The organism is Kurthia sp. Dielmo (genome assembly GCF_000307285.2).
In the GTDB taxonomy this organism is placed as follows: Bacteria; Bacillota; Bacilli; order Bacillales_A; family Planococcaceae; genus Kurthia; species Kurthia populi.
In genome coordinates, this window is the sequence record NZ_HE578956.1 from 368,257 (window position 1) to 394,848 (window position 26,592).

The 26,592-nt window shown below is 38.9% G+C and carries 27 protein-coding genes; 13 read left to right on the forward strand and 14 right to left on the reverse strand.

Features of this window, described 5'->3' with window-relative positions:
* Window positions 1-24 precede the first annotated feature (24 nt).
* Complete coding sequence (locus KTHG_RS02155; RefSeq protein WP_020189279.1) at window positions 25-1,752, reverse strand: B12-binding domain-containing radical SAM protein; 1,728 nt, start codon at window positions 1,750-1,752, stop codon at window positions 25-27.
* A gap of 137 nt (window positions 1,753-1,889) precedes the next feature.
* On the opposite strand from KTHG_RS02155, the gene KTHG_RS02160 reads away from it, so the two are divergent.
* A complete protein-coding gene (locus tag KTHG_RS02160; protein WP_020189280.1) occupies window positions 1,890-2,339 on the forward strand; it encodes a MarR family winged helix-turn-helix transcriptional regulator in 450 nt (149 codons plus the stop codon).
* Between the two features lie 119 nt (window positions 2,340-2,458).
* Here the strand turns inward: KTHG_RS02160 and KTHG_RS02165 are convergent, their stop codons facing one another.
* Both KTHG_RS02165 and KTHG_RS02170 read right to left on the reverse strand, forming a co-directional pair.
* Window positions 2,459-3,058, reverse strand: coding sequence for a CPBP family intramembrane glutamic endopeptidase (locus KTHG_RS02165; RefSeq protein WP_020189281.1), 600 nt, complete (start codon window positions 3,056-3,058; stop codon window positions 2,459-2,461).
* 90 nt (window positions 3,059-3,148) lie between these two features.
* The gene (locus tag KTHG_RS02170) at window positions 3,149-3,343 is read right to left on the reverse strand and encodes a YkvS family protein (RefSeq protein WP_020189282.1); all 195 of its coding nucleotides are present in this window, start codon (window positions 3,341-3,343) and stop codon (window positions 3,149-3,151) included.
* Between the two features lie 103 nt (window positions 3,344-3,446).
* Here KTHG_RS02170 and KTHG_RS02175 point away from each other — a divergent pair, with 103 nt between their 5' ends.
* Entirely contained in the window at window positions 3,447-3,635 is a 189-nt protein-coding gene (locus KTHG_RS02175; protein ID WP_020189283.1) for a hypothetical protein, read from the forward strand.
* A 109-nt stretch (window positions 3,636-3,744) separates the two neighbouring features.
* Complete coding sequence (locus KTHG_RS02180) at window positions 3,745-3,927, forward strand: aspartyl-phosphate phosphatase Spo0E family protein (RefSeq protein ID WP_020189284.1); 183 nt, start codon at window positions 3,745-3,747, stop codon at window positions 3,925-3,927.
* Window positions 3,928-4,026: 99 nt separating this feature from the next.
* Here the strand turns inward: KTHG_RS02180 and KTHG_RS02185 are convergent, their stop codons facing one another.
* The 3 genes from KTHG_RS02185 to KTHG_RS02195 form a co-directional block, all read right to left on the reverse strand.
* Window positions 4,027-4,875: a MerR family transcriptional regulator gene (locus KTHG_RS02185; RefSeq protein WP_020189285.1), complete on the reverse strand. Its 849-nt coding sequence runs from the start codon at window positions 4,873-4,875 to the stop codon at window positions 4,027-4,029.
* The gene (locus tag KTHG_RS02190) at window positions 4,862-6,055 is read right to left on the reverse strand and encodes an MFS transporter (protein ID WP_020189286.1); all 1,194 of its coding nucleotides are present in this window, start codon (window positions 6,053-6,055) and stop codon (window positions 4,862-4,864) included. Before KTHG_RS02190 ends, KTHG_RS02185 begins: the two co-directional genes overlap by 14 nt.
* An 82-nt stretch (window positions 6,056-6,137) precedes the next feature.
* Window positions 6,138-6,620, reverse strand: a complete 483-nt coding sequence (locus KTHG_RS02195; protein ID WP_020189287.1) for a GNAT family N-acetyltransferase — start codon at window positions 6,618-6,620, stop codon at window positions 6,138-6,140.
* Between the two features lie 145 nt (window positions 6,621-6,765).
* Here KTHG_RS02195 and KTHG_RS02200 point away from each other — a divergent pair, with 145 nt between their 5' ends.
* The 3 genes from KTHG_RS02200 to KTHG_RS02210 all read left to right on the forward strand — a co-directional run bounded on the left by KTHG_RS02200 (window position 6,766) and on the right by KTHG_RS02210 (window position 10,252).
* Window positions 6,766-8,160 carry a YfcC family protein gene (locus tag KTHG_RS02200; RefSeq protein ID WP_020189288.1) on the forward strand — a complete coding sequence of 465 codons (1,395 nt, stop codon included), beginning with the start codon at window positions 6,766-6,768 and terminating at the stop codon, window positions 8,158-8,160.
* A gap of 70 nt (window positions 8,161-8,230) precedes the next feature.
* Window positions 8,231-9,100, forward strand: coding sequence for an NAD(P)-dependent oxidoreductase (locus KTHG_RS02205; RefSeq protein WP_044527197.1), 870 nt, complete (start codon window positions 8,231-8,233; stop codon window positions 9,098-9,100).
* A 249-nt stretch (window positions 9,101-9,349) separates the two neighbouring features.
* The gene (locus KTHG_RS02210) at window positions 9,350-10,252 is read left to right on the forward strand and encodes a chemotaxis protein (protein WP_020189290.1); all 903 of its coding nucleotides are present in this window, start codon (window positions 9,350-9,352) and stop codon (window positions 10,250-10,252) included.
* A 111-nt stretch (window positions 10,253-10,363) separates the two neighbouring features.
* Here the strand turns inward: KTHG_RS02210 and KTHG_RS02215 are convergent, their stop codons facing one another.
* Window positions 10,364-10,798: a YkyB family protein gene (locus tag KTHG_RS02215; protein ID WP_020189291.1), complete on the reverse strand. Its 435-nt coding sequence runs from the start codon at window positions 10,796-10,798 to the stop codon at window positions 10,364-10,366.
* Between the two features lie 151 nt (window positions 10,799-10,949).
* Between KTHG_RS02215 and KTHG_RS02220 the strand changes: the two genes are divergently transcribed.
* The 6 genes from KTHG_RS02220 (at window position 10,950) to KTHG_RS02245 (ending at window position 18,245) form a co-directional block, all read left to right on the forward strand.
* Window positions 10,950-12,488 carry a Ppx/GppA family phosphatase gene (locus KTHG_RS02220; RefSeq protein WP_020189292.1) on the forward strand — a complete coding sequence of 513 codons (1,539 nt, stop codon included), beginning with the start codon at window positions 10,950-10,952 and terminating at the stop codon, window positions 12,486-12,488.
* Window position 12,489: 1 nt separating this feature from the next.
* The gene (locus KTHG_RS02225) at window positions 12,490-14,604 is read left to right on the forward strand and encodes an RNA degradosome polyphosphate kinase (RefSeq protein ID WP_020189293.1); all 2,115 of its coding nucleotides are present in this window, start codon (window positions 12,490-12,492) and stop codon (window positions 14,602-14,604) included.
* Window positions 14,605-14,832: 228 nt separating this feature from the next.
* Window positions 14,833-15,270 carry a cyclic-di-AMP-binding protein CbpB gene (cbpB, locus tag KTHG_RS02230; protein WP_020189294.1) on the forward strand — a complete coding sequence of 146 codons (438 nt, stop codon included), beginning with the start codon at window positions 14,833-14,835 and terminating at the stop codon, window positions 15,268-15,270.
* A gap of 77 nt (window positions 15,271-15,347) precedes the next feature.
* Window positions 15,348-16,244, forward strand: a complete 897-nt coding sequence (locus KTHG_RS02235; RefSeq protein ID WP_020189295.1) for a transcriptional regulator CcpC — start codon at window positions 15,348-15,350, stop codon at window positions 16,242-16,244.
* Window positions 16,245-16,339: 95 nt separating this feature from the next.
* Window positions 16,340-17,053 carry a 2,3,4,5-tetrahydropyridine-2,6-dicarboxylate N-acetyltransferase gene (gene dapD / locus KTHG_RS02240; RefSeq protein ID WP_020189296.1) on the forward strand — a complete coding sequence of 238 codons (714 nt, stop codon included), beginning with the start codon at window positions 16,340-16,342 and terminating at the stop codon, window positions 17,051-17,053.
* 61 nt (window positions 17,054-17,114) lie between these two features.
* The gene (locus KTHG_RS02245; protein ID WP_020189297.1) at window positions 17,115-18,245 is read left to right on the forward strand and encodes an N-acetyldiaminopimelate deacetylase; all 1,131 of its coding nucleotides are present in this window, start codon (window positions 17,115-17,117) and stop codon (window positions 18,243-18,245) included.
* A 158-nt stretch (window positions 18,246-18,403) separates the two neighbouring features.
* Here KTHG_RS02245 and KTHG_RS02250 read toward each other — a convergent pair whose 3' ends face one another.
* On the reverse strand, window positions 18,404-19,573 hold the full coding sequence (locus tag KTHG_RS02250) for an MFS transporter (protein WP_020189298.1): 1,170 nt from the start codon (window positions 19,571-19,573) through the stop codon (window positions 18,404-18,406).
* Between the two features lie 159 nt (window positions 19,574-19,732).
* Here KTHG_RS02250 and KTHG_RS02255 point away from each other — a divergent pair, with 159 nt between their 5' ends.
* Window positions 19,733-20,371 carry a TetR/AcrR family transcriptional regulator gene (locus tag KTHG_RS02255; RefSeq protein WP_020189299.1) on the forward strand — a complete coding sequence of 213 codons (639 nt, stop codon included), beginning with the start codon at window positions 19,733-19,735 and terminating at the stop codon, window positions 20,369-20,371.
* A 125-nt stretch (window positions 20,372-20,496) separates the two neighbouring features.
* Here KTHG_RS02255 and KTHG_RS02260 read toward each other — a convergent pair whose 3' ends face one another.
* The 6 genes from KTHG_RS02260 to KTHG_RS02285 form a co-directional block, all read right to left on the reverse strand.
* Window positions 20,497-20,952 (reverse strand): SRPBCC family protein, encoded by a 456-nt coding sequence (locus tag KTHG_RS02260; RefSeq protein WP_020189300.1) that lies wholly within the window; start codon window positions 20,950-20,952, stop codon window positions 20,497-20,499.
* Window positions 20,953-20,973: 21 nt separating this feature from the next.
* Window positions 20,974-22,599, reverse strand: a complete 1,626-nt coding sequence (locus tag KTHG_RS02265) for an FAD-binding protein (RefSeq protein ID WP_020189301.1) — start codon at window positions 22,597-22,599, stop codon at window positions 20,974-20,976.
* A 209-nt stretch (window positions 22,600-22,808) separates the two neighbouring features.
* Window positions 22,809-23,885, reverse strand: a complete 1,077-nt coding sequence (locus KTHG_RS02270; protein WP_020189302.1) for an ABC transporter substrate-binding protein — start codon at window positions 23,883-23,885, stop codon at window positions 22,809-22,811.
* Window positions 23,885-24,676 carry an ABC transporter permease gene (locus KTHG_RS02275; protein ID WP_020189303.1) on the reverse strand — a complete coding sequence of 264 codons (792 nt, stop codon included), beginning with the start codon at window positions 24,674-24,676 and terminating at the stop codon, window positions 23,885-23,887. The genes KTHG_RS02270 and KTHG_RS02275 overlap by 1 nt, the downstream gene beginning before the upstream one ends.
* Window positions 24,663-25,487, reverse strand: coding sequence for an ABC transporter permease (locus KTHG_RS02280; RefSeq protein ID WP_020189304.1), 825 nt, complete (start codon window positions 25,485-25,487; stop codon window positions 24,663-24,665). Before KTHG_RS02280 ends, KTHG_RS02275 begins: the two co-directional genes overlap by 14 nt.
* Window positions 25,477-26,577, reverse strand: coding sequence for an ABC transporter ATP-binding protein (locus tag KTHG_RS02285; RefSeq protein ID WP_020189305.1), 1,101 nt, complete (start codon window positions 26,575-26,577; stop codon window positions 25,477-25,479). The genes KTHG_RS02280 and KTHG_RS02285 overlap by 11 nt, the downstream gene beginning before the upstream one ends.
* Between the last annotated feature and the right edge of the window lie 15 nt (window positions 26,578-26,592).

Genomic DNA, 26,592 nt, shown 5'->3' on the forward strand with positions numbered 1-26,592 from the left:
GGTTCCTGTTTTTATTTAACCTAATTATTTTTCAATCATGCGGAAGTGCGTTTTACCTGATGGCTCGAAGTACGTTAATAAGTAACTTTCCTTCGCAATAAAGTCGCCATTATGTGCAGCCTCCACATCAATGTGACAAGGCACGATTAATGTGTGTTTAAATAAATCTTTTTCAGACAGGTTAAAGCGCTGTACTTTATCTTCTGCTTGTAGCAATTGGTCGTAAAGTGGACGAGCATCCTCTTTTGCGAGTGCATTTTGCCACCAAATCTTGCGTGGGAAGAAGCGCTGTGCATCGAAGTAATCTAGCTGCATAAAGTTTTCGACGATACGTGTATCCACACCACCACGTTTTTCGAGGAATCCTAATAGGCGGGTAAATAGGTCTTCTAGTTGGTGACCTATTTTTGACCAGCCCTGCTCATCCCAGTACGTGCCGAATTCTTGGAAGAAATCGAATGGTGAATCAAATACTTCTTTTACTAAATATTCGATTGTACGATTCATACGATGGTCATTCCAATATTTCTCTAAAATATCTTCGGTTTGTTTAATGCGTAAAATTTCATCAAATGTGAGAACATTGTTTGAGAAAATTTCGTAGGGTGCTAGGTCGATATAGTCGTAACCATATTTCTCGACATCGATTCGTAGACCTGTACCACGCAGTAATTTCAAGAAGCCCAGCTGTAATTCCTCTGGACGCATGGCAAAGACATCATTGAAGGTTTTACGGAAGCTCATATAGTCTTCTTCAGGGAGACCAGCAATTAAATCAAGATGTTGATCGATTTTGCCACCATCTTTAACCATCGTCACGGTACGCTTTAATTTCTCGAAGTTTTGACGACGTTTTACGAGATCATTTGTTTCATCATTTGTTGATTGCACACCAATTTCAAAACGGAATAGGCCAGCTGGCGCATTGGCGTTTAAGAATTCAATGACTTCAGGGCGCATAATGTCTGCTGTAATTTCAAATTGGAAAACAACCCCTGGCTTATGCTCATCAATTAGAAATTGGAACATTTCCATCGCATAACTACGGCTAATATTAAATGTACGGTCGACAAATTTAATCGTACGTGCACCATTTTCCATTAAATATCGAATATCTGCCTTCACATTTTCACGGTTAAAGTAACGAACCCCTACTTCAATAGAAGAAAGGCAAAACTGGCAATTAAATGGACATCCGCGACTCGTCTCAATATACGCAACGCGACCTGGAATATGGCGTTTGTCTTCGTCAAAACGATAAATACTAGGCATTGTACGTAAATCTGCTTTTGGCGCGGCAGCATGAATTTTTACTTTACCATCTTCTAAATAACAAACCCCTGGAACTTCCTCAAGTAAGATTTCGCCATGTAAGTGTTGTAGTAATTTTTTGAATGAAATTTCGCCTTCACCCATTAAAATGTAGTCAACTAGACCATCTAAACGGCGTAACCAATCATGAACGTCATAAGACACCTCAGGACCGCCTAAGATAATTTTCGTATGTGGACTTACTTTGCGTAGCATACGGATTACATGAATCGTCTCTTCAATGTTCCAAATATAACAGCTGAAGCCGACGATATCAGGTTTCTTTTGATACAAATCTGAAACGATATTAAACGAAGGGTCCTTAATCGTATATTCAGCTAGCTCTGGGTCAAATTCTGGTCTAGCGTAAGCTTTTAAATAACGAATGGCAATATTCGTATGAATATATTTGGCATTCAATGTTGCGAGTACAGTTTTCAATTGTAGAAACTCCTTTAAATTAGTGTGAGAGATATGTTTAGTGTATCAACAATAGGGGATTGTTACAAACTCGTTTTGACAAAGCAATTTAATAATCGCTATAATAAATTTAATGTGAAAAATAAAGGATGATACGAATGACTTCTTCAGAAGAAATCAAACAATCTCTTAAATTATATATTGTGCTGTCACGAGCAAATAAAGCAATCAATGAAGTGACAAACCAGTTTTTCCAAGAGAATGGTTTAAACCCAACAGAATTTGCGGTACTAGAGTTGCTTTATCATAAAGGTCGCCAACCATTACAGCAAATCGGCAATAAAATTTTATTAGCAAGTGGTTCGATTACGTACGTGATTGATAAACTTGAAAAGCGAGGTTTTTTATACCGTCTTGCATGCCCAAATGATCGCCGCGTGACATATGCAGAAATCTCAGAAAAGGGCAGTGATTTTATGGCCGAACTTTTCCCGCGTCATGAAGCTCAACTAAATCATTTAGTGAGCTCTCTTGATGAAGAGGAAAAAAACCAAGCGATTCAATTGCTAAAAAAATTAGGCTTATCGATTAAAGATTTATCGTACTAAGTTTTATGGATAGCAAAAAGGAGAAATCGCGATAAAATGCGATTTCTCCTTTTTAAGTAGAAAATAAAATTCTGTTGAATAAATTCCATAAAATAGTAAAAAAGATGTGGGTTAGCATCTTAATATAGTGGTAATAATAAGAAAAGAAGTGTTAGCATCACAATGTGAATGATGATAATGACCGGCATACTTTTAGTGCGTTCGTAAAGAAAGCCGATTACAATACCACTAAAGAAGGCGGCAACACTAGGCATATAAAAGCCATTGATTGCGAGTGGAATAGCAAATGCGAATGAAGCCACGATAATAGCGAATACATCACGCATAAACTGTTTTAAGTATTGTTGAACAAAGCCACGCCAGTAGAGCTCTTCAGCTACAGCAATAATCAGAATAAGCAAAATATATTCAAAAAGAGAATGTGGGGAAAACGTTACAAGAAATGTCTGTACGTTTGTCGCCGCAGTATGGGGTAGAAGTTGATAAAACCCTAAAATAATAAAGTAACCGATAATACCACTTGGAATGCCTAATACTAAATAGTTAGCAGTTGATAGCTCATCAAAAACTTCCGAAAACGTTTTACTAAATGCGACACATAACAGCATTGAAAACGTATATGTAAACCAAAAGAGTGCGGGATTTTGAAAGCTAACTGTCATTAGTGCAAAAACAGCAATCAATGACAATATAAAAACAAGATGATAGCGCCGCAACATATAAAGTCCTCCTAAAAAAATAGTACCGTCTCATAAGGACGGTACTTCATTACAGCTATTGTAGGATTAAATGATACCGATAGCAAGAAATTATTTAGCTGCGTGCTCTGCAATGACTTTATAGCGCTTATGATTGATTACAGTACGCTCTTCTAAATCAAGGCTACTAAAATTGCTCATATATGTTAAATTAACAATTACAGAGTTCTCATTTACTTTTTCTACAATACCTTGTAAGCCATCACCAAACTCAATGATATTTCCCAGTTCTACTCTTTCTGTCATATTCAACAGCCCCTTTTGCAATAATATTGTAAATATTGTGCATGAATTTCTAGAAAAAGTAAAATAAAAACTATTAAAAAAACAAAAAAGGAAGTAATTTACAATGAAGGATTATAATTCTATGCTAGATGACTTGAAAAATGGCAAAATCGCTTCGATTGATGTAGATAAAAATGAATTCTATGAAATTAGAGAAATTGTCATTAAAAGAGAAGATTTTAAACATTTTAGAGGGATTGCAAAGCAGGGTGGCAATGTTTCTTATGTGTATTCTGTTGAAGGTAGAAGCTGATTTGTCGAATTTTGTCGTAAATTTCATCTCCGAAAATGTGGAAATAATAGTATAATAATGAACGTTACGTAAACTATTTTAACGAAGTATATAGAAGGAGGATGGACAAATGATGTCTGATACGCTTTTAAGAAAATTAGAAATCACTCGTGAAAAAATGATTCAGTCAGGCCTGGAAAAAGGATTTTTGAATGATGAAACCATCCGCTTAAGCGAAAAACTTGATCAACTTCTAAATCTTTATCAATTCCATACAACAAATGATGTAAACGATTACGATAAATTAGATTAATGATGATAAACGATAGGCACCGTAGCATACGCTGCCTATTTTTTATGCTAAAAAGGCCGAAATCCCGTTCTAAAGGGGTTTCGACCTTTTTTAATGCAGTTATGCTTTATCTAAACGAATACGTAGCTCGATAATGAAAACGGATTTTGCTTCGGGTGCATACTGTGTCATCGTGAAAAATTCGTAAATACTTTTAGGCTTTAAATGCCTTTCTTCTATATAAGCACATAGTTTTTGATAGTTTATTACATAGGCGGATGGACTGAATTCAAAACGAATTGCAACGTAGCGCCCACCTGGAATTTTGCCGATGTCCATACCTTCTGCAATCTCTGTTACCCATTTGTCACTAAAAAGCGGCGTGAATAATGTATGGTAATCCATCTCCTCAACGGACGCGTAATCTGCACGGTAAGGAAAGATGCCACCATATCCACCATGAATGCCAAGATGCTGCTCTTCTAGAAAATGTTTCATATCGCTATAGGAGCTATTTTCAATGGCGCGAGGATTAATGCCTTTTTTCGTCAGTGGCTTTACTAAAATACGTGTAACAGGCGCCTCTAGCACATAGACCTCATTCATCTGATGGTCATCAAGCTGCTGTGTTAAATATTGACGTACCTGTGCGATATTTTTTTGTACGGCAGTAAGCTCACTTAGCTGCTCATTGACGACTTGCTCTTGCTCATCTAAGAAATGAAGCTGTTCTGCGGTTGAAATTTGATATGTTTCATGGATTTTTTCAAGTGGCGTTCCTATTGAGCGTAGTGACTTAATCCAATCAAGCTGAAAAAGCTGTGTATCTTCATAGTAGCGATAATTCGTTTTGGGGTCTGTGAAAGCAGGCTTAAATAAGTCGATTTGATCGTAATAACGCAATGTGTAAATCGAAATATTCATTAACTTTGCGACATCACCAATCGTATAAAGATTATCTTTCTTCAATTACCTCACCTACAGTTTGTTGTACAAATTTTGGCATTACCCATTTAAATGTTATCAATAAAGCAACGATAAGTACAACTGCAGCAAATTGGAATGGTAAATTAACATTTAAATCAAATAGCATCCCACCAAGTAATGGGCCAATAATATTACCGAGACTCGTGAACATCGAGTTCATCCCTCCAATAAAACCTTGCTCATGCCCCGCAATTTTTGATAAATAAGTAGTAATGGCCGGGCGAATCAAATCAAAGCCGATAAACGCAAAAAATGTCACAAGCATGACAGTGAAATGCGTTGGTGCAAGGGTCATTAACAAAACGACAACGGCTGAAATACCGAGGCACCAGCGTACAAGGCGGATTTCGCCAAGTTTTCGTGTCAGTGGTGCAAATAAAATACCTTGAGCAATTGCGCCAAAGATGGCACCAACTGTAATCGAAATCGCAATATCCGTTGGTGTGAAATTAAATTTATGATTTGTAAATAAGCTAAAGAATGAATCAAATGCGGCTAGTCCAAATGTTGAAATAAATAATACCGCAAATGGAATGAAATACACTTTTGAGAATACACGTTTAATACTTTTATCATCATGCTTTTGTGCGATTGGCGCCGCATTTTGTGGGCGCTCTGGCTCTCTTAATGTAATAAATGATAATACGGCAGCGATTAGTGCTATCATTGTCGCAACGAAAAATGGCACGCGTGTACCAAATGCTGCAAGGAAACCACCAACGCCAGGGCCGATGATAAAGCCTGTTGAAATCGCGGCAGACATTAATCCAAGTGCACGTGGGCGTTCTGTCACTGTTGTAATGTCAGCAATAAAGGCTGTGACAGCAGGCATAATAAAGGCACCGCTAATCCCACCTAAAATACGTGATATGAAAAGCATTTCAACGTTTGTCCCGATAGCAAAGAAAAATTCAGAGATAGCAAAAATGATTAAGCCAACAACAATCATTTTTTTACGACCAATCGTATCCGTCCATTTACCAGCGATTGGCGAGAAGATGAGCTGGGCAATCGCAAATGCTGCAACCATCAATCCGACAGTAGAGCCGGTGATGCCAAGCTCGTTCATAATGGTTGGCATGACGGGAATAACCAATCCGATGCCAACGAAGGCTAAAAATAAATTCATTAATACAAGGCTTAATGCCAGCTTTTTCTTCATATGAAGATTCCTCCTTTTTTAAAAGTTCTAAGCGTAACTATAAACCCTAGAGTAACTAGAGAGTCAAGAAGGAAACCTTCATTTATTTTTGGAATTCTAAAATAAAAATTTGCTGAGTTTTTGCATGCAGTGTGAATGGCTTTTCATCAACCATCTTAAAGCCATGGAGCTGCCAAAATTGCAGAGCCTGTGTATTTTCTGCGAGTACGCTTAGGCGGAATTTGTGTCCAGGGGCTAGCTCTTCTTTTAATTGCTGCATAATAAAGGAGCCTATTCCTTGTCCCTGAATGCGAGGGGATAGTAGCAATAAGCCAATATAGATGGTATTTACTGTTGGGTAATCGTCAACATATACGAGCACACCAACAAGTTCTTCCTGAAAATGTATTAATATGTAATGATGCTGCCAAGGTGCCACTCCTTCTGGACGGGTGTTGAGGTCTGCATGCACATCCTCACGCGTCGCTTCCTGGCCACCAGATAATAAGAAATATTGGGTATTTTCCTTATATAATGAAAAAACTTCCTCGAAATAGTGTGATTCATAGTCAGTAAATGTAAGCATGCGCAGTCCTCCTGTAATGTAAATTTAATTTATGACAAATGAGTTGAAAGGCTTGTATAAAAATATAGTGTTGTGTATAATTATTTCTGTTTTTAAGATAGTTTACGTCTTTTGAAAAGGTGTATTAAGAGGAGAACAATAACATATGAATAAAAAAGAAAAGAAAGGCCTTGCTGGTGGCGTTAATGCATATGTATTAATTTTTGCATTACTTGTGATTTCAGCTATTTTAACGTACATCGTCCCAGCAGGTCATTATGATACAAAAGATCAAGATGGCCATAGCGTCATTATTGCAGAGTCATTTAAATTTATAGAAAATACCCCGGTCGGATTCTTAGATATTTTTACAAGTATTCACCAGGGTATGGTGAACGGTGCCGGTACGATTTTCTTCGTATTAATCATCGGTGGTGTATTCGGTATTATGAATGCAACTGGTGCACTGGATACGTTTATCGTGACATTTGCTGAAAAAATGAAACGTAAAGAAAAACTGATGATTCCAGTGTTCGTATTATTCTTTGCGGTTTGTGGTTCAACAATGGGTATGAGTGATGAAGTAGCGGTGTATGTGGCATTAATCGTGCCATTAACAATTGCATTAGGCTTTGATGCAGTGACTGGTTTTGCGATTGTTGTCATGGGGGCTTGGATGGGCTTTACAGCTGGTTTCCTTAACCCATTCTCAACAGCTGTAGCACAGGGTATTGCAGAGTTACCAACCTTCTCAGGTATGGGCTTACGTTTAGTCGTATTTGCGATTTTTGTCATTATGGCGTCGATTTTCATTTACCGTCATGCGTCAAAAGTTCAAAAAAATCCGGAGCTTGGTATTTATGGCAAGTTCGAAAAATTTAGTCCAAAAGATAAAGATAAAGATATTAAAATGACAGGTCGTCATAAGCTTGTACTAATCGTCTTTTTATTAAACTTTGTTGTGTTAATTTTAGGTGTGAAACTGTATGATTGGTACATTCCAGAGCTAGCAGGGTTATTCTTATTAGCAGGTATTATCATGGGTATTGTTGGTGGTTTAAGTCCATCAGGCATCGCAGATAATTTTGTAAAAGGTGCGAGTGAATTAATCGGTGGTGCGTTAATTATCGGTTTAGCACAAGCAGTATTAGTGGTGTTCCAAAATGGTGGCTTACTTGATACGATGCTTCATTATATGAGTGATTTATTACAAGGTGTGCCATCTGCGTTAACTGCTGTGGCGATGATGTTCATTCAAATGATTATCAACTTCCTTGTACCATCACAAAGTGGTCAAGCAGCATTAACGATGCCAATCATGGCACCACTTGCAGATTTAGTCGATGTGACGCGTCAAACAGCTGTACTTGCGTTCCAATTAGGGGACGGGATTGCTGCTTTATTATTCCCTACAAACGGTGCTTTAATCGCCGCACTTGCAGTTGCCGGTATTCCGTGGAATAAATGGGTACGCTGGTATTTCCCATTCTTCATTATCCAAGTGATTGTCAGCATTATCATTTTAGTTGTGGCACACTTTATTAATTACGGTCCATTCTAAATTTTTTTATGAAAGAGCAGCGCTATTAGGCAGCTGCTCTTTTTTGATACAATAAATGCAAAAGGGGGAAATGATGATGACAAATATTGCGTTTATTGGTACAGGGGTTATGGGTCAAGGCATGATTAAGAATTTTTTAAAGGCGGGGCATACGGTTCATTTGTATACGCGTACAAAGGAGCGTGCACTGCCGCTAGTGGAGCTAGGTGCTACATGGTATGATACCGCACAAGCAGCAGCAGAGCAGGGGGATGTTATTTTTACAGTAGTAGGTTATCCGAAAGATGTAGAGGAAGTTTATTTTGGTGATTATGGTATTTTTAAAGCGGCACAGCAAGGGAAAATCGTTGTTGATATGACAACCTCTCAGCCCGCACTGGCGAAGAAAATTGCCGATGCTGCACAAGCATTTGGCATGGAGGCACTAGATGCACCCGTGTCAGGTGGCGATATTGGCGCGCAAAATGGCACCTTATCCATTATGGTAGGGGGCTCAAAACAAGCTTTTGAGAAAGTAATACCATTATTTGAAGTTATTGGTCAAAATATTGTGCTACAAGGCGAGGCGGGTGCAGGACAGCATACAAAAATGTGTAATCAAATTGCTATTGCGACAAATATGATTGGCGTTTGTGAGGCGCTTGCTTATGGTAAAAAGGCCGGTCTTGATATGGAACGGGTTTTACAATCGATTGCGACAGGTGCAGCGGGCTCATGGTCACTAAGTAACTTAGCACCGCGTATGTTGCAAGGTGATAAGGAGCCAGGCTTTTATATTAGGCATATGATTAAGGATATGGGCATTGCGCTGGATGAAGCTTCGCGAATGGAGCTTAAGCTTCCCGGCTTAGCAATGGCTAAAGCGATGTATGATGAGCTTTCAGCAAAAGGGTATGACCAAAATGGTACACAGGCATTAATTGATTACTATGAAATGTAAATGTTTTTTAAAAGTCATTTGGAAGGACCATTCTTTTTGTGGTTTTACGCTATTATTAAAAAGTCCCTTAGGAAATATTTGAAATTTACAGAAGACGCATATCTATTATCCGAAATCGGGTAATAGATAAAAATATATGGTAAATACGATGTGTTTATTTAGAGATTAATCGTGATATTTGGCTATGTTGTCTATATGCCATATGATACAATGGGTGTAATAAATTATGCCTGAGGGGGCGATTTTTCAATGGAAAGTAACAAAGGTATTTTGTTAGAGAGTGGTACAAATGAGCTTGAAATTGTCGAATTTGAAGTGGCTTCTAACAAATTCGGGATTAATGTTATTAAAGTAAAAGAAATTATTCAACCGATTGAAGTAACATTTATTCCGCACGCACACCCACATGTAGAAGGTATTGTGCAGCTACGCGGAGAAGTGTTACCGGTTGTTGATATGCAAAAAGTACTCGGCGTTCCAACACAAAATTATAGTGAGCAACAAAAGTATATTGTCGCGGAATTTAATAAACAAAAAGTCGTTTTCCATGTCGATAATGTCACAAAAATCCATCGTATTTCATGGGATCAAATTGAAAAACCGTCTGATATGTATCAAGGTGGTGGCTCACAGGTAATTGGTGTTATTAAGCGTGAAGATGGTATGTTATTATTACTAGATTTTGAGCGCATTATGGTAGATATTAATCCTGAATCAGGTATTCAAATTGAGTCTGTGAAAAAATTAGGCGAGCGTGAGCGTAGCGATAAGAAAATTATTGTCGCGGAAGATTCACCGCTATTACGTAAACTTCTAAATGATACGCTTGTAGAAGCGGGGTATACGAATATTGAGTTCTTTGAAAATGGTAAAGATGCTTATGAATTTTTAGAGTTTAGTGCGACGCGTGGTGATATTGCGGATTATGTCCAATTAATTGTAACGGATATTGAGATGCCACAAATGGATGGCCATCATTTAACGAAAAAAATTAAATCAAGTGCACAATTACAAAAGTTACCGGTTATTATTTTCTCAAGTTTAATCACAGATGACTTGCGACATAAGGGTCTTGAAGTTGGTGCAGAAGAGCAAATTAGTAAACCTGAAATTGCTGAACTTATTTTAAAAATCGATCAATACATTCTATAAAAATGAGTTACGGTAGAACGAAATAAGAACAGCTGTGTAATGTTTCTTTATCAGGTTCGGCGCATACAAAAACCCGCACCGAAGTGCGGGTTTTTGTATGCGTATAGGACGTTAATAACCGTAAAAATAACTAGAAGAATTAGTCATTCTCGTTTTTTGCGGTTGTTTTGGTATCATTTCTGGTGAGGTTTTTGTAAATAAATGAAGAATACGCTTTGCCTCATTCAGGCTCATTTGACGCTTAGGATTTCGGTATTGTCGATCTAATTGTCCAAGATGGGGCAACTGCCGAAAATCCTCTTTTTTCGGCGGTGTATGAAAATAATAATCTGCACATTGAATTAATACGGTAGATTGTTGTTTGCTGAATTTGGGGTTTTCTACAAAATGTAACCCTATTTTCTTTGCGCGTTTTGTGCGAAGTAATTCACAAATGGCGTTACGTTTTAAAGCGTAAAGTCCTCGGTTATCAATTGCTGTTTTAGCATGTTTATTGACGGTGAAAACAGCTAAAGCTAAGTCATTATTGCTAAATAAATTCGTCATGAAAAGCCCACCTTTCTCATCGGGAAATAACTGAGAAAATTCAGAGCATTCAATTTAATAGTCAATATCCATCATATCAATGTTTATAGAAAAAGTATACAGTATATAGTATAGAGAGAATAGCAGCTATTACAGTAAAGGACGTGCCAACATGACAGAGTATAAAACAGCCATTATCGACATCGGTTCGAACACTGTTCGTCTAGTTATCTATCACTATGAACAGCTTAGAGGATTAAAGGAAATTGAAAACGTAAAAGCGGTTGCGCGATTACGAAGTTTTATTGATGATACAGGTATTTTAGTAGAAGAGGGCATTGAACGGTTAGAGGGTATTTTACATTCATTTAATGAAATATTAGAGGATTATAATGTGGAGCATGTTCGCGCAATTGCGACAGCATCTATTCGTCAAGCACAAAATGGGGCGGCGATATTAGCACGCATGAAAGAAGTTGTTGGCGTGGATATTGAACTTTTATCGGAACGCCAAGAAGCTTTTTATGGCTACTTTGCGGTTGTGTATACAACTTCTACTCCATCTGGTGTGACGATTGATATGGGCGGCGGTAGTACGGAGCTAACGTATTTTGATGAGAAAGAATTAATGCAGTCAATTAGCTTACCATTTGGTTCGGTATCACTGAAGCAACAGTTCGTTGCAGGGGAGGTACTGACGGCGGATGAACGCCAAAGTGTGTATGATTTTGCTATCGCGCAGTTCAGTAAGATTCCATGGCTGAAGGATTTAAATTTACCAGTCATTGGAATCGGCGGTAGTGCGCGTAATATGGCCACTTTTGATCAACATCGTAATAACTATCCGCTGTCGGGTGTTCATCAGTATCGTATTACACGAAAAGACTTTTTAGAAATTGCTGAAACACTTACATCAATGCCACTAGAGCAACTTCAAAAATTAGATGGCTTATCTAGTGACCGTGCGGATATTATCGGCCCGGTTATTGAGGTGTTCCATGCGTTAATGGATATAGTGGGGGCACAAAAATTTCAGTTCAGTCGCAAAGGACTGCGTGAAGGTCTTGTCATTCACCGCATCCTAAAGCAAAATCCACATGCCTTTGATCGCTATGATGTTTTCTCGACGACGGCCAAATTTTTATGTGCTGAGTTTGGAAAGGATCAAGGGCAAATCAAGCATCATGAATACTTAGCGGAAATGTTGTACAAGCAACTAGGTGATATTGGCGCTGTTGATTTTGAACGCCAAAATTTACGTTTATTATCAAATGCTGCAAAAGTATATTTCTTAGGCGAATACATTGATAAAGACGCGGCAAGTCAGCATACCTTTTACATTTTATCGAATCGCGCTATCGATGGCTTAAATCATAAGGAGCGCGTGCGTCTAGCGCTGATGGCCTCGTATAAAAATAAAGATAATTTCAAGCGCTATGCGGCGCCTTTTGAGCAATGGTTCTCGGAAGATGAATTGAAGGTATTATTTGAGCTAGGCTCGATTTTAAAATTTACGTATGCGCTCGATGCGACAAAACGTAATGTTGTACGTAAGGTGCGTCTGTTCGATAAAGGGGAAGTCGTTGAGATGCATATTTACACAAACAGCAATTCGTTAGCTGAGCAATACCGTGCAAATCGCCAGACCAAGCATTTAGAGCGATTGATCAAAAAAACGATTGAACTACACTTTATAGAAGAGGAAGGATAATATGGACCAAAAGTTAGCTACATTACAAGAGATTGCGCAACCAAAATATTATAATAATCGTGAACTAAGTTGGTTAGCATTTAATGAACGTGTTTTAGAGGAAGCGGAGGATGAACGAAATCCATTACTTGAGCGTCTACGTTTTCTAGCTATTTTTAGCTCGAATTTAGATGAATTTTTCATGGTACGTGTTGCAGGGTTACAGGACCAGGTAAAGGCCGGATTTCATAAGCCTGAAAATAAAGCAGGCTTAACACCGAAAGAACAGCTCGCGCGTATTGAAGCGCGCACACGACAATTAATTACACGTCAAATTGATGTGTATAAAGAGCTAGTTTTTCAGCAGCTACCACGTGAGCAAGTATTTATTCGAAAGATGGATTCGTTAACGGTAGAACAACATGAATTTATCCAAAACTATTTTGATGAAACCATTTTTCCGGTACTAACACCGATTGCGGTTGATGCGTATCGTCCATTTCCAACGCTATTAAATAAAACACAGAATTTAATTGTACTATTAGAGCGCGAAGAGGAAGAGGACGAGGAATTGCGTAAAAAAATGGCGATTGTGCAAGTGCCATCTGTTCTTGATCGTTTCATTCAATTACCGAGTGCACAGCATGAAATTCATGGCGTGCTGTTAGAAGACGTAATCGTTCAAAATATCGATGAAATGTTTCGAGGTTATAAGGTGAAGTCTGTGCAAGGATTCCGCCTAACACGTAATGCCGATTTAACAATTCATGAAGAGGGCGCACGTGATTTACTTGTTGAAATTGAAAAGGAATTAAAAAAACGTAAATGGGGCGCAACAACACGTATTGAAGTGCGCTCAGGCGAGATGGATGACGATATGCTGAAATATCTTCTAGAAGAGCTAGAGGACTGGGATGCGCAGGTTTTCCGTTTAGATGGACCGCTTGATCTAACGTTTTTATTTAGTTTCTGTAAAAAAATCGCAGAGGGTCGCGAGCAGCTTGAATACGAAAGTTTTATTCCACAGGTGCCGCTATCACTTGAATCAGATGAAGATTTATTTGAAAAAGCATTAAAAGAAGATTTATTTTTCCACCATCCATATGAATCATTCCAGCCGATTGTTGATTTTGTTACGGAAGCGGCAGAGGACCCGGATGTGCTAGCGATTAAGCAAACCTTGTATCGTGTTAGTGGAAATTCGCCGGTTATTCGTGCATTAAAGCAGGCCGCAGAGAATGGCAAGCAAGTGACGGTATTAGTAGAATTAAAGGCTCGTTTTGACGAGGAAAATAATGTTCACTGGGCCAAGGAGCTTGAGCAGGCAGGCTGTCTCGTAATTTATGGTATGCATAATTTAAAAACGCATTCTAAAATTACATTAGTTGTTCGTAAGCGCCAAGGACATATCGAACGTTTCGTCCATCTTGGCACAGGAAACTACAATGATGCGACGGCAAAAATTTATACGGATATGGGCATTATTACAACAAATAAAAAAATCGGTGCGGATGCGACAAATTTCTTTAATTATTTAAGTGGCTATACAGAAAAACCGAATTTTGAACATCTAGTCGTATCGCCATTCGATATTCGTGATGAATTTTTAGCATTAATTGATGAGGAGATTGCCTTCCAGCAACAATATGGCAACGGCCAAATTCGTGCGAAAATGAACTCGTTAACAGATAAGGATTTAATTATGAAATTGTATGAGGCCTCGGTGGCTGGGGTGAAAGTTGATTTAATTATTCGAGGCATTTGCTGCCTACGTCCAGGAATTCCAGGAATAAGCGACAACATTACGGTAACGAGTATTGTCGGACGCTTCTTAGAGCACTCGCGCATTTATTTATTCCATCATAATGGTGAAAATAAGCTGTATTTATCTTCTGCTGATATGATGACGCGTAATATGATTAAGCGTGTGGAGATTTTATTCCCGATTTATGACAAGGGAATTAAGCAACGTATTTTAGATACGATTGATTTAGAGCTTTCGGACAATATGAAGGCACGTATTCAAGATGCGAATGGTGTTTATCATTATAAGAGAGCTTCCGCAAATGACAAATTAATTAATAGTCAAGAAACATTTTTAAAGCAGGCATACCGTGTATTAAATGATGAGGAATAGCATGTAAATAAAAGGGAAGTTAGGGCATAGAAGCATATGCCTTAGCTTCTTTTTTACATGATTATTTGGAAATTCCTATAGTGTATAGATATGCATAAAAAATCTAATAACTGTATAAAAAGGCTGTTTGAAAACGTTTTAGTTAGTATAAATGTCTTATTGTATGATATGATAAATTGGAAGATAGGTTGTAAAACTTCCTAGAATAGATAGAAGGGGTAGAGGGATATGATTTCTTTAAGTAAGAAAGAATTTTTAGAAATGCCCGTAGAAGAGTTTATCATTCCTGCTGAGAAAGTAGCGCATGTGCAGCTCGGTAATAATGTCGAGCATGCACTACTTGTTTTAACAAAGAGTGGTTACTCAGCAATTCCCGTACTCGATCCAACATACCGTTTTTGTGGCCTAATCAGTGCGCGCATGATTATGGATTCCATCTTAGGTTTAGAGCGCATCGAATACGATAAATTAGCTGACAAAGTAGTTGATGAAGTCATGGATGAAAATATTGCGACGTTAAATGTACATGAGACATTCAGTAAAGCATTGGAGCTTGTTATCAACCATGCATTTTTATGCGTTGTAGATGATGCAGGGCGATTTGTTGGCATTATGACGAGACGTGTCATTTTAAAACAATTAAAAAAATATGTATATCAATCGTAACGATCAGAGGCATCAATTGATGCCTCTTTTTTTGTACTCTGTTAAAATGAAGTCATGAAGCAAGGAGGAATTTAAGCATGACTACATCTGAAGCAGAAATTATGAAAATCCTCGCTGAAGAAGGCAATATGCGCCGCGCTGCAGAGCGACTTTTCTTATCGCAACCAGCACTGTCACAGCGTCTACAAACAATTGAAAAGGATTGGGGCGCTAAATTATTTTTACGTTCACAAAAGGGGCTAACTGCAACGCCTGCAGGAGAGCTTGTGATTCAATATGCAAATGAAATGATTATGCGTCGCGAGGAAGTATTTGAAACCCTTCAGGCACTGAATTCAAAAGTACATGGTACGCTAAAAATCGCCTGTGCCTCGATTGTGGGCCATACGTGGCTACCGAAAGTATTAAAGGAATTTGTGACGCAGTATCCAGATGCGAAAGTATCGCTCATTACAGGGTGGAGCTCTGAAATTTTGCGTGCGATTTATGAAGGAGAAGCACATATTGGCATTATTCGTGGTAATACGGATTGGAAGGGTCCGAAAGAGCATTTATTCCGCGATACGCTCTATTTAGTTGATACGGAGATTGAAACGCTTGAGGAAGTATTTGAAACAGAGCGCCCATTTATTCAATTTAAAAGTGACTCGAATTACTTTCAGGAGATTCAACAATGGTGGCAACGGCATTTTACGTCAAATCCAAAACATCAAATTTTAGTCGACCAAATTGAGACATGTAAGCAAATGGCCCTTAACGGCATTGGCTATGCGATTTTACCATCGATTACACTAAGCGGTACGGAAAATATTAACCGTATTAACTTAAATGCGGATTCAAAGGATTTTGAGCTTACACGTGATACGTGGTTAATTGGCTATGAATCATCACTTCAATTACGCCAAGTGCAAGCATTTACCAACATTGTGAAGCAACAAGCACAGTGTTTATATGATTATTCGAATAATAAATAGCAAATAATATGATTTTTCGAACAATTTAGAATGAAATTTCTCCTGAAATCATGTACAATGAAATATATTTCATTACATAGGAGGAATTTGTCACGATGGAAAAATTAAATGCACAAGAAATTATTGCATACTTAGCAAATGCAGAAAAAGCAACACCCGTAAAAGTTTATGTAAAAGGTGAAGGTGTAGCGGCACTTGATTTTGGTACAGATAGCCAAGTTTTCGGTGAAGGGAATACAGCTGTTGTATTCGGTAACTGGAAAGAAATCGAAGCGGTGTTAGAGGCGAACAAAAACATTATCGAAGATTATGTTATTGAAAATGATCGTCGTAACTCAGCAGTACCAACACTTGATTTAAAAGGAATCAATGCGCGCATCGAACCAGGTGCAATTATTCGTGACGAAGTAGCTATCGGTGACAATGCAGTTATTATGATGGGTGCAGTAATTAATATTGGTGCAGAAATCGGTGCACGCACAATGATCGATATGAATGCTGTATTAGGTGGTCGTGCAACAGTTGGGGAAGATTGTCACGTTGGAGCAGGCGCTGTGTTAGCAGGCGTTATTGAACCACCAAGTGCAGATCCGGTTGTGCTTGGCAACAATGTAATGGTTGGCGCAAATGCCGTTCTTTTAGAAGGTGTACAAGTAGGCGAAGGTGCCGTTGTTGCGGCTGGCGCGATTGTGACACAAGATGTACCAGCTTATACAGTTGTTGCAGGTGTTCCAGCAAAAGTCATTAAAGAAATCGATGAAAAAACAAAATCAAAAACAGAAATTATGCAAGATTTACGTAAAATCTAATAAATAAAAGCTGTCTCAATGGTTTTTTGAGATGGCTTTTTTTAATAATGGGGATGAGAACATGAAGGAACTACGAGAAATTCGACGCGCATTACATCAAATTCCTGAGATTGGCTTTCAGGAATTTAAAACACAGGCATATTTATTAGAAGTAATTAATGAATATATGCAACCCTATTTTCATGTGGATACATGGCGTACAGGGATTATTTTGACGATTGATGGGAAAAACCCACAGCTAAAAATTGGCTGGCGCACGGATATTGACGCACTCGCTATTACAGAAGAGACAGGACTTGAATTTGCATCGACACATCCAGGGTTTATGCATGCTTGTGGACATGATTGTCATATGACGATTGCGCTCGGTCTTGTACAAGATTTTGCGAAGCAGCAGCCGGATAATACGATTATTATTTACTTCCAGCCTGCAGAGGAGAGTCCGGGTGGTGCGAAACCAATGCTTGAATTTATGAAGGCAGAGCGCCCCGATTTATTACCCGATTATTTATTTGCATGCCATGTTGCACCAGAGTATCCAGTGGGAACTGTTGCGACGCGTCCAGGGATGCTGTTTGCGAATACATCCGAGCTGTTTATCGACTTAAAAGGTCAGGGCGGTCATGCGGCACGTCCACATTTAACGAAGGATATGACGGTTGTTGCAGCCAATTTAATTTTACAATTGCAGACGATTGTTAGCCGTAATGTCGATCCACTTGATAGTGGTGTTGTAACGATTGGTAAAATGACGAGTGGTGTTGTGCAAAATATTATTGCTGAAAATGCGCGCCTTGAAGGCACTATTCGTACAATGTCAGCGGAATCGATGACGTTAATTAAAGAACGTATAGTAAAGCTATGTAAGGCAACCGAGATTGCTTATGATTGTGAGGTGACAATTGACTGGGGCTCTGGCTATTACCAGGTGTCCAATGATGAGGATTGTGCACGTGCATTACTTGATTACGCAGCACAGTGTGACGGTGTAGAGGCCTATGAATGTGATGCGGCCATGACGGGGGAAGATTTTGGCTTCTTCTTAAAAGAATTACCAGGCGCAATGTTCTGGGCAGGTGCCAACACGCCATATGGCTTACATGATGCTCAGATGAGTCCAGATGAAGCATTACTTGATACGAATGTCGCGTATGTTGCCGGCTTTTTACGTCAATTTAACGGGAAAGCATAAAAGAATCGATAGAAAGAGGTTTTGACATACGTGTAGAAATCACCTCTCATAAGAGCATAAGAAAAACCGGAATCGCGCGGTGGCGCGATTCCGGTTTTTCGTTGCGAACGCTAAAAAAGGAAAATGACATGTTTTGTCCCAGTCTCTTTTTTAATTTGTTAAAGTGCTGGTTGTTTTCGTGACCAGCTATATAAAACAAGGTAGCCTATAAATAAAATAATAGCGCCTAATACAAATGGTGAGTCTAGCTTCCAGTCAACGAGTGTACCAGCAAGTGCTGGCCCAATGACGTTTCCAAGAGACATATAGGCGGTATTCATGCCGGCTGCATAGCCTTGCTCATTGCCAGCAGATTTTGATACGAGTGTATTGATTGCTGGGCGAATAAGTGTCGTCGCGATTTGGAAGATGGTTGCGACAAGCATAATAATAAAGTAGCCGCTGACAAAAATCATTAAAATAAAGGAAATGGCTGCAACTACAAGGCTCCAGAGCACAATGCGTAGTTCACCAAATCGTTTGAACAGTCGGCTAAGTAGTACACCTTGAATAATAACCCCAGCAAAACCACCAATAGTCATTAAAATGGCAATATCATTCGGTGAGTAATCAAATTTGTATGTTAAATAAATTGATAGGGTTGCTTGGAAGTTTGAAATCCCAAATGAGAAAATAAAGACAATGACAAGCATAATAAAATAAGGCTTTTTAACGGAGCGCATAATTTCTTTTACGATATTATTAGAGGCTTCTGATGCTGCTGCAACAGTCAGTGCGGTTTTCGGTAAGAAAATCACAGACAAAATGGCTGTTACAATGGCTGCGCCACCCGCGAAATAAAACGGAAAATGGATATTAACATTCGATAAGGCACCACCGATACCAGGTCCAATCATAAAGCCAAATGAGATAGCAGCGCCAATCAGTCCCATCGCTTTTCCCCGTTCTTCAAGCGTTGTAATGTCGGCTGCATAGGCCATAACGGATGGCATAATAAAGGCTGACCCAACACCTGTTAAGAAGCGCCATAAAAATAATTCAACTAAATGGCCTGATAGTGCAAAGCCAATTTGTGCGATCCCCGTCATCACTAAGCCAAAGACAATTAGTTTTTTACGACCAATACGATCAGAAAGATTGCCGGCTAGTGGAGAAAAAATAAATTGCGCAAAGGCAATGATAGCGATTAGAAAGCCGAGTACTTGACCGGCCGCGCCAAATGTTTTTAAATAAGCAGGCATGATCGGAATAATTAATCCGATACTACTCATAGTAATAAACATAATAAACATGAGTAGGAAGAGTGCAAAGCGATTATGTTTGTTCATACGCGTCTCCTTACTATTTCTTGAATTCAAGCTTTTCATCTAATTCGATTATATCCTTGCTGGAACCATTGCCGCAAGGAGTGCGAATTAATTCAGTATAAAGTCGTAGATGACGGGTATAGTAAGGAAGGATACCTTAGAATAAGGAGGAGAGACATTATGAAAAAAATTGAACGACGACAAAAGATTGTGGATGCGGGCAGGATACTATTTGCGACGCAGGGCTTTGAACAAACGACGATGCAAAATATAGCAGATGAAGTGGCAATTGGTGTCGCGACTGTTTTTCGTCATTTTCCGCGCAAAGAGCTCATTCTTTTTGAAATCGTCTCACAGCTTTATAAAGATCAAATACCACGTTTTGAACATATTGAAAACTTAGGCATTTCACCGCTTGAAAAAGTGAATTTGATTTTAGAGGCATACATAGATTATCTATCAGAGGAAAATTTTGAAATGACGAAAATTCTTGAAACATTTGAGTTATATGTGGCATTTTATGATGTAGAGGATGAAGTGCTTGCACAAATTCAGCGCGTCTTTCGCTTAATACCGGCACTCATTACGAGAATATTAGAGCAAGGGCAGCAGGATGGTAGCATTCGAAGTAATCTAGAAAGCCCTAAAATTGTCACGACGATTATTAATTTATTTGGGACCGCGATTAAAAAGTATTCACTACATGCCTCAACAAAAAGCTTAGCGAGCTATATGCCAGCTGTTGAAGAGCTCTATACGGTAAAAGATTTTTTAATTGAGCATGTTATTAAAAATAATGAAAAAGAGGCTGAGACATAAGTGTAAAAACAACCTCTCCTATGAGCATAAGAAAAACCGGAATTGCGCTGTGGCGCAGTTCCGGTTTTTCGTTTCGAACGCTAAAAAAAGAAAATGACGTGGTTTGTCCCAGTCTCTTTTTGCATCTATAAGTGAACTTTATTGATTTCTAGCATTTTTTCAACGATAGCATTTGTTAGCTCTTCCGTTGTTGTTGGCACGAATTTTTTAAGAATTTGGTTAATCATCGCGCCCATTTTACCGCCAGCAGTAATGTCTAAATGACCTGTCATCGTTGTGTTGTAATCATCGATGCGCTCTGCTTTGAAGTAACCGCCACCATTAAAATTATCCGATAACCCTGTTAAGTCAAAAATAACTTCTGAAGGTTCATTCCATTCTTTAATGTCGACGCCTAGTTTTACTTTTTTCTTCATAAAGCCAAGGTCGCCTTTAAATTCCCACGTTGATTCGCGCTCACTTTTAATTTCGTGTGCGATATAGCCGGGTACAAGTGGTGCCCAGTTATTCATATCTTGTACGAAATCCCAAATTTGTTCGATATTTAATGGTACGTTTACTGTATATGTTCCTTGTGGCATGCTGATTCCTTCTTTCGCGTGTTAGTGTGTTGCGGCATGTTTGCCGGCTAAGAAACCGAATGTTAAAGCAGGACCGATTGTACCGCCAGCACTTGGATAAATAGGGCCTAATGGATTGGCAGAAGCATTACCGGCCGCGTATAAGCCTTTAATCGGCTCGTTCGCATATGTCATGACTTGACCATGCTCATTAATGCGCGGGCCACCATTCGTTCCAAGGGCACTTAAGTAAACAGGCACGGCGTAAAATGGTGCTTGCTCGATTTTTCCTAAGTTATTTTCAGGGCTACCGCCACCAGTTGTGAGGCCTTCGAATTGGATTGTACCGCGGTGGAAGTCTGTGTCTTCTTTTTGTTCACAGAAGCCATTCCATTTTTCTACTTCCGCTTCTAAGCCATCCGGGTCGACACCGATTTTTTCTGCTAACTCACGAATCGTAGGTGCTTGGTCAAGCCAGTCTGGAATTGGATCGCCAGGTGACATCGTAATAATCAATTTTGAATCTTTTAGTTGTTGGTCAAAAACCATCCAAACAGGACCTTTGTTCGGGAATTCTACTGCTACTGGATCATACTCGAACATCGCACGTGGCATATCATTGTATGTCGTTGCCTCGTGCACGAAACGTTTGCCGTATTTGTTAACGATAATTGAGTTTGGACCTTCACGACCGCCACCTAACTGTGCCATCACATTGTCCTCGTACTCGAACGTTGGGTCGACCATTGCAGGATACCACCAAGCCTCACTCATATTATCCAGTGCTGCACCAGCCTTCATTGACATTAAAAGCGCATCGCCTTCGTTGCCAGGAGGTGTAACTGGGGTTGAAATTTCTGCTTTCAAGAATGACTTAACAAGCTGTTTATTCCACTCGAAACCACCTGAAGCTAAAACAATTCCTTTGTTTGCACGAATGTATTTTTTATCGCCATTCGCTGTTTCGGCTACAAGACCAATAATTGTGCCATCCTCATCAGCAATGAGCTCTTTACCAGCAATCTCTGTTTGTACAGTGACGCCGCGGTCTAAACAACCTTTTAGTAGTGAAGCGATTAATGCGCGCCCCATCGTTACGATATTGTTCTCCATGCGGTCAGCTACGACTTCAAAGTCAATGCCACCAACAGCGCCACCTTCTTCTAATGTCAGTGGTGGGAAAATAGGATTTTGACGTAAGACGTCGCCCCATTCGCCAATTTCATTTAAGTCAAATGGTAGGGGGTCTAATGAGCGCGTCCCATTTTTAAGTCCTTCAGGCATATGCGCATAATATTCTGGATAGCCAGCAGGTGTTTTAAATTTAACCGGCGTATGCTCACGTAAAAATTCAATCACTTTTGGTGCATTGTCTACAAAAACATCAATCATATGGTCATCTGCGCGACCTAGTGCTAAACGTTTAATAAAAGTAGCGGCTGCTTCTGCTGAATCTTCATAGCCAGCCTCTTTCATGTAAGGATTATTTGGAATCCATGGCACACCACCAGAGAAAGCGGTAGAACCACCAATTTGATTCGTTTTTTCAAGTGCTAAAACACTAGCGCCTTCTTCGGCTGCAGATAAAGCGGCAGATAAAGCGGCACCTCCTGTACCAAGAACAATAACATCTACTGTTTGATCCCAATTTGTTGGATGCGTCGTCATTAAAAACACCTCTTAAAATTCAAAATTGATAGTGTCACTATCAATTTTGATTCTATAAGAATTTGGTATAAAAGTAAAACGAAAAATGCAAAAAAATCTATTTTAATTTAAAATATCGTATTTTGAACTTTTATTTTCTTTTATTGATATGGATTTTTGCTTCTGTATGCAACAAAAAAAGCACCACAATTGCGGTGCTTTTTCGTTGATTATTGAAGCGACATTTTAAATTTTAAGAACAATTCATTGTATTCACCAATTTTTTCTTTTCCTAAGTCTTTATAAACGTGTAGATTTTTGCGTACTTCCGCTGATGGGTAGTAGCGCTCATCATGAATGACTTCAGGGTCTAATAATTTCAGTGCTGCTTTATTTGGTGTTGAATAGCCGACATAATCGGCATTTTGTGCTGCATTTTCAGGATCTAGCATAAAGTTAATAAATTTATGCGCGCCTTCAACGTTTTTAGACGTTTTTGGAATAACCATATTATCAAACCATAAGTTAGAGCCTTCATTTGGAACGCTGTATGTTAAGTCTTCATTATCATACATCATATCTGCGGCTTGTCCTGACCATGTAAGAGCAGCAGGCGCATCGCCGTTGACCATTAGCTGTGTCACTTCATCGCCAATAACTGCTTTTACATTTGGTGATAATTTGATTAATTTATCTGTCGCCTTATTTAATTCTGTAGAATCCGTTGAGTTAAGTGATAAATTCATGCTGTTTAAGCTCATCCCCATAACTTCACGTGCACTATCAACAAGCAATACTTCGCCTTTTAAAGAAGGGTCCCATAATTGATCCCACGATGTGAAATCTAAGTCTTTTTTCAGCATTTTTGGATTGTATACAATACCGACTGTTCCCCAGAAGTAGGGGATAGAGTATTCATTTTTTTTATCGAAATCTAAATCTAAAAAATCCTCATCAATATTTTTTAAATTCGGTATTTTACTGTGGTCTACTGGTAGCAGTAAATCTTTTTGCTTCATTTGTTCAATCGTATATTCAGACGGAATGGCGATATCGTAATTTGTACCGCCTTGATCTACTTTCGTAATCATCGCCTCATTTGAATCAAATGTTTCGTAAATAACTTGAATGCCTGTTTCTTTTTCAAACTTCTTCAGTAATGCAGGGTCAATATATTCACCCCAGTTATAAACCGTTAAAATATCTGCTCCGCCTTGTGAGGATGTTTTATCAAGTGAATTGACGAGATACATGAGTGCGGCGCATACAACGGCAATCGCAATGATTGCTTTCACAAGATTTTTCATTATTTGCGCACTCCTTTCACTTTACGTGTTGTGACGAAGTAATAACCAAGTACAAGGAGCATCGTTACAGCGAAGACGATACCACTTAATGCATTGACCGTTAATGAAACACCGGCACGTGCCATTGAATAAATTTCAACAGACAGCGTCGAGAAGCCATTCCCTGTAACGAAGAATGTTACAGCGAAATCATCGAGTGAATACGTCAATGCCATAAAGAATCCAGCGAAAATACCTGGTTGAATATATGGTAAGATGACGCGCGTTAGTACTTCTTTTTTCGAAGCACCTAAATCAAGTGCTGCATCGATTAAGGTATTCGACATTTCTTGCATTTTTGGTAATACCATAATCACAACGATTGGAATACTAAAGGCGATATGGCTAAGTAGTACAGAGATAAACCCAAGCTTGATGCCAACCATTGTGAATAAAATTAAGAAAGATGCCCCGATAATAACATCTGGGCTAACGATTAAAATATTGTTTAGTGATAATACGGTATTGCGTAGCTTGCGGTTACGCATCGTTTGAATGCCAATAGCACCCATTGTACCAATAATTGTAGCGATTAATGCAGACAAGAGCGCTACAACAACGGTATTTAATAAAATAACGACAAGGCGCGAATCCGCAAAGACATCTTTATAATGATCGAGTGTAAATGATTTAAAGTTTGTCATCGAGTCACCACTATTAAACGAATAGAAAATTAAGAAGAAAATCGGCGCGTATAGCACGATAAAAACAAGTGCTAGATAGACTTTAGAGCCTGTATTAATTTTTGTCACGACGAGACGCTCCTTTCTTTCTCTTTTCGCCAGTGAAGGCCATGATGATAAACATAAAGATAATTAAGAATACGGCGATTGTTGAACCCATACCCCAGTTTTGCGTCACAAGGAATTGCTGCTCAATGGCTGTACCCAGTGTAATCACATGATTACCAGCGATTAGACGCGTAATCATAAACAGGGATAATGCAGGGATAAAGACTGCCTGAATGCCTGCTTTAATACCATCCATTGTTAGTGGAATCATGACGCGGCGTAGTGTATAAAGGCGAGAAGCACCTAAATCACGAGAAGCGTCTAATAGGGCAGGGCTCAGTTTATCAATCGAGTTAAAAATCGGTAAAATCATAAATGGAATGAAAATATAAACGGATACGAATACAAAGCTTGCACTCGTAAATAGCATTTGTTGTTTTTCAAGTCCGATTGCTGATAAGAATGCATTAATTGGACCGCTTTGACCGAGGATACCAATAAATGCATATGTTTTTAATAATAAGTTAATCCATGATGGAATAATAATTAGCATGAGCCAGAGTTGTTTATTTTTAAGACGTGAAATAATGAATGCAGCTGGGTACGACACAACTAGACAGAACAAGGTAATTAAGAAGGCATACCAGAAGGAACTCAATGTCATTTTTAAATAAACAGGTGTTAAAAAGTTTTTATAGTTTTCGAATGTGAAGTTGCCTTCTAAATCGAGTAGGGAATAGTAGCCTACTAAAATGATTGGTGCGATAACAAATAAGGCAATCCATACATAATAAGGTACGAGCGTTAAGCTACCGCTACGCTTATTTTGCATGTTCTTCGTCCCCGTATGATTCTAGGCGTGCGTCAAACTCTTCTTCAGTTTCATTTGGACGCATAATATGAATGGCATCCGGTTCGAAGTCTAAGCCGATTTTTGCACCAACATCAGCTTTTTTCAGCGAGTGGATAAGCCATTCATTGCCATTGTCGTCATAAGTAGATAACTCGTAGTGAACACCGCGGAATAATTGTGTATCAACAGTTACCGGGATTTTCCCATTTTCGACCGTTGTAATTTCTAAATCCTCTGGGCGAATAACAACGTCTACTTTTTCATGTGGATTTAGCCCTTGGTCGACACATTCAAATGTTTTGCCGATAAACGATACTTCAAAGTCTCGCTCCATAATGCCTTCGACAATATTTGATTCGCCAATGAAATCCGCAACGAAGCGGTTGATTGGTTCATCGTAAATATCAACAGGAGAGCCGCTTTGCTGAATTGTTCCTTGGTTTAACACGAAGATTTCATCACTCATCGCAAGTGCTTCCTCTTGGTCGTGGGTAACGAAAACAAATGTTTTACCAAGGCGTTGTTGTAATTCACGTAACTCATATTGCATTTCTGTACGTAGTTTTAAATCAAGTGCTGATAATGGCTCATCTAATAAAATAATTTCAGGGTCATTGACGATGGCGCGTGCAATTGCAACACGTTGGCGCTGACCACCTGACATTTCTTGGATTTCGCGTGAGCCATAGCCAGCTAAGTTAACGAAGCGAAGTGCTTCTTCTACGCGTTCCTTAATCACTTTCTCTTTTAACTTTTGAATGCGCAAGCCGAATGCGACATTTTCAAAAACATTTAAATGAGGGAAAAGTGCATAGTCCTGGAAAACCGTATTTACTTGACGTTCATTGGCGGGCACATTGTTGATTTTATTGCCGTTAAAATAAATTGTGCCTTGTGAGGGTTCCATAAAGCCTGCAATTAAGCGTAGAATGGTTGTTTTACCACAGCCAGAGGGACCTAGTAATGTGTAGAACTTTCCACGCTCCATTTCGAAGCTGATGTCCTTTAAAACGACTGTACCGTCGTCATATGTTTTTGATACGTTGTCAAAACGAATAATCGTGTCCATAAGAGAGCCTCCTAA

What these genes read in the sequence shown, in the direction of transcription:
- KTHG_RS02220 (WP_020189292.1), top strand. Translation starts at nt 10,950, where the DNA reads ATGACAGAGTATAAAACAGCCATTATCGACATCGGTTCGAACACTGTT.
- KTHG_RS02280 (WP_020189304.1), bottom strand. Translation starts at nt 25,487, where the DNA reads ATGCAAAATAAGCGTAGCGGTAGCTTAACGCTCGTACCTTATTATGTA.
- KTHG_RS02235 (WP_020189295.1), top strand. Translation starts at nt 15,348, where the DNA reads ATGACTACATCTGAAGCAGAAATTATGAAAATCCTCGCTGAAGAAGGC.
- KTHG_RS02260 (WP_020189300.1), bottom strand. Translation starts at nt 20,952, where the DNA reads ATGCCACAAGGAACATATACAGTAAACGTACCATTAAATATCGAACAA.
- KTHG_RS02245 (WP_020189297.1), top strand. Translation starts at nt 17,115, where the DNA reads ATGAAGGAACTACGAGAAATTCGACGCGCATTACATCAAATTCCTGAG.
- KTHG_RS02265 (WP_020189301.1), bottom strand. Translation starts at nt 22,599, where the DNA reads ATGACGACGCATCCAACAAATTGGGATCAAACAGTAGATGTTATTGTT.
- cbpB (WP_020189294.1), top strand. Translation starts at nt 14,833, where the DNA reads ATGATTTCTTTAAGTAAGAAAGAATTTTTAGAAATGCCCGTAGAAGAG.
- KTHG_RS02170 (WP_020189282.1), bottom strand. Translation starts at nt 3,343, where the DNA reads ATGACAGAAAGAGTAGAACTGGGAAATATCATTGAGTTTGGTGATGGC.
- KTHG_RS02250 (WP_020189298.1), bottom strand. Translation starts at nt 19,573, where the DNA reads ATGAACAAACATAATCGCTTTGCACTCTTCCTACTCATGTTTATTATG.
- dapD (WP_020189296.1), top strand. Translation starts at nt 16,340, where the DNA reads ATGGAAAAATTAAATGCACAAGAAATTATTGCATACTTAGCAAATGCA.
- KTHG_RS02215 (WP_020189291.1), bottom strand. Translation starts at nt 10,798, where the DNA reads ATGACGAATTTATTTAGCAATAATGACTTAGCTTTAGCTGTTTTCACC.
- KTHG_RS02270 (WP_020189302.1), bottom strand. Translation starts at nt 23,885, where the DNA reads ATGAAAAATCTTGTGAAAGCAATCATTGCGATTGCCGTTGTATGCGCC.
- KTHG_RS02200 (WP_020189288.1), top strand. Translation starts at nt 6,766, where the DNA reads ATGAATAAAAAAGAAAAGAAAGGCCTTGCTGGTGGCGTTAATGCATAT.
- KTHG_RS02175 (WP_020189283.1), top strand. Translation starts at nt 3,447, where the DNA reads ATGAAGGATTATAATTCTATGCTAGATGACTTGAAAAATGGCAAAATC.
- KTHG_RS02225 (WP_020189293.1), top strand. Translation starts at nt 12,490, where the DNA reads ATGGACCAAAAGTTAGCTACATTACAAGAGATTGCGCAACCAAAATAT.
- KTHG_RS02195 (WP_020189287.1), bottom strand. Translation starts at nt 6,620, where the DNA reads ATGCTTACATTTACTGACTATGAATCACACTATTTCGAGGAAGTTTTT.
- KTHG_RS02190 (WP_020189286.1), bottom strand. Translation starts at nt 6,055, where the DNA reads ATGAAGAAAAAGCTGGCATTAAGCCTTGTATTAATGAATTTATTTTTA.
- KTHG_RS02285 (WP_020189305.1), bottom strand. Translation starts at nt 26,577, where the DNA reads ATGGACACGATTATTCGTTTTGACAACGTATCAAAAACATATGACGAC.
- KTHG_RS02160 (WP_020189280.1), top strand. Translation starts at nt 1,890, where the DNA reads ATGACTTCTTCAGAAGAAATCAAACAATCTCTTAAATTATATATTGTG.
- KTHG_RS02255 (WP_020189299.1), top strand. Translation starts at nt 19,733, where the DNA reads ATGAAAAAAATTGAACGACGACAAAAGATTGTGGATGCGGGCAGGATA.
- KTHG_RS02205 (WP_044527197.1), top strand. Translation starts at nt 8,231, where the DNA reads ATGATGATGACAAATATTGCGTTTATTGGTACAGGGGTTATGGGTCAA.
- KTHG_RS02210 (WP_020189290.1), top strand. Translation starts at nt 9,350, where the DNA reads ATGGAAAGTAACAAAGGTATTTTGTTAGAGAGTGGTACAAATGAGCTT.
- KTHG_RS02165 (WP_020189281.1), bottom strand. Translation starts at nt 3,058, where the DNA reads ATGTTGCGGCGCTATCATCTTGTTTTTATATTGTCATTGATTGCTGTT.
- KTHG_RS02180 (WP_020189284.1), top strand. Translation starts at nt 3,745, where the DNA reads ATGATGTCTGATACGCTTTTAAGAAAATTAGAAATCACTCGTGAAAAA.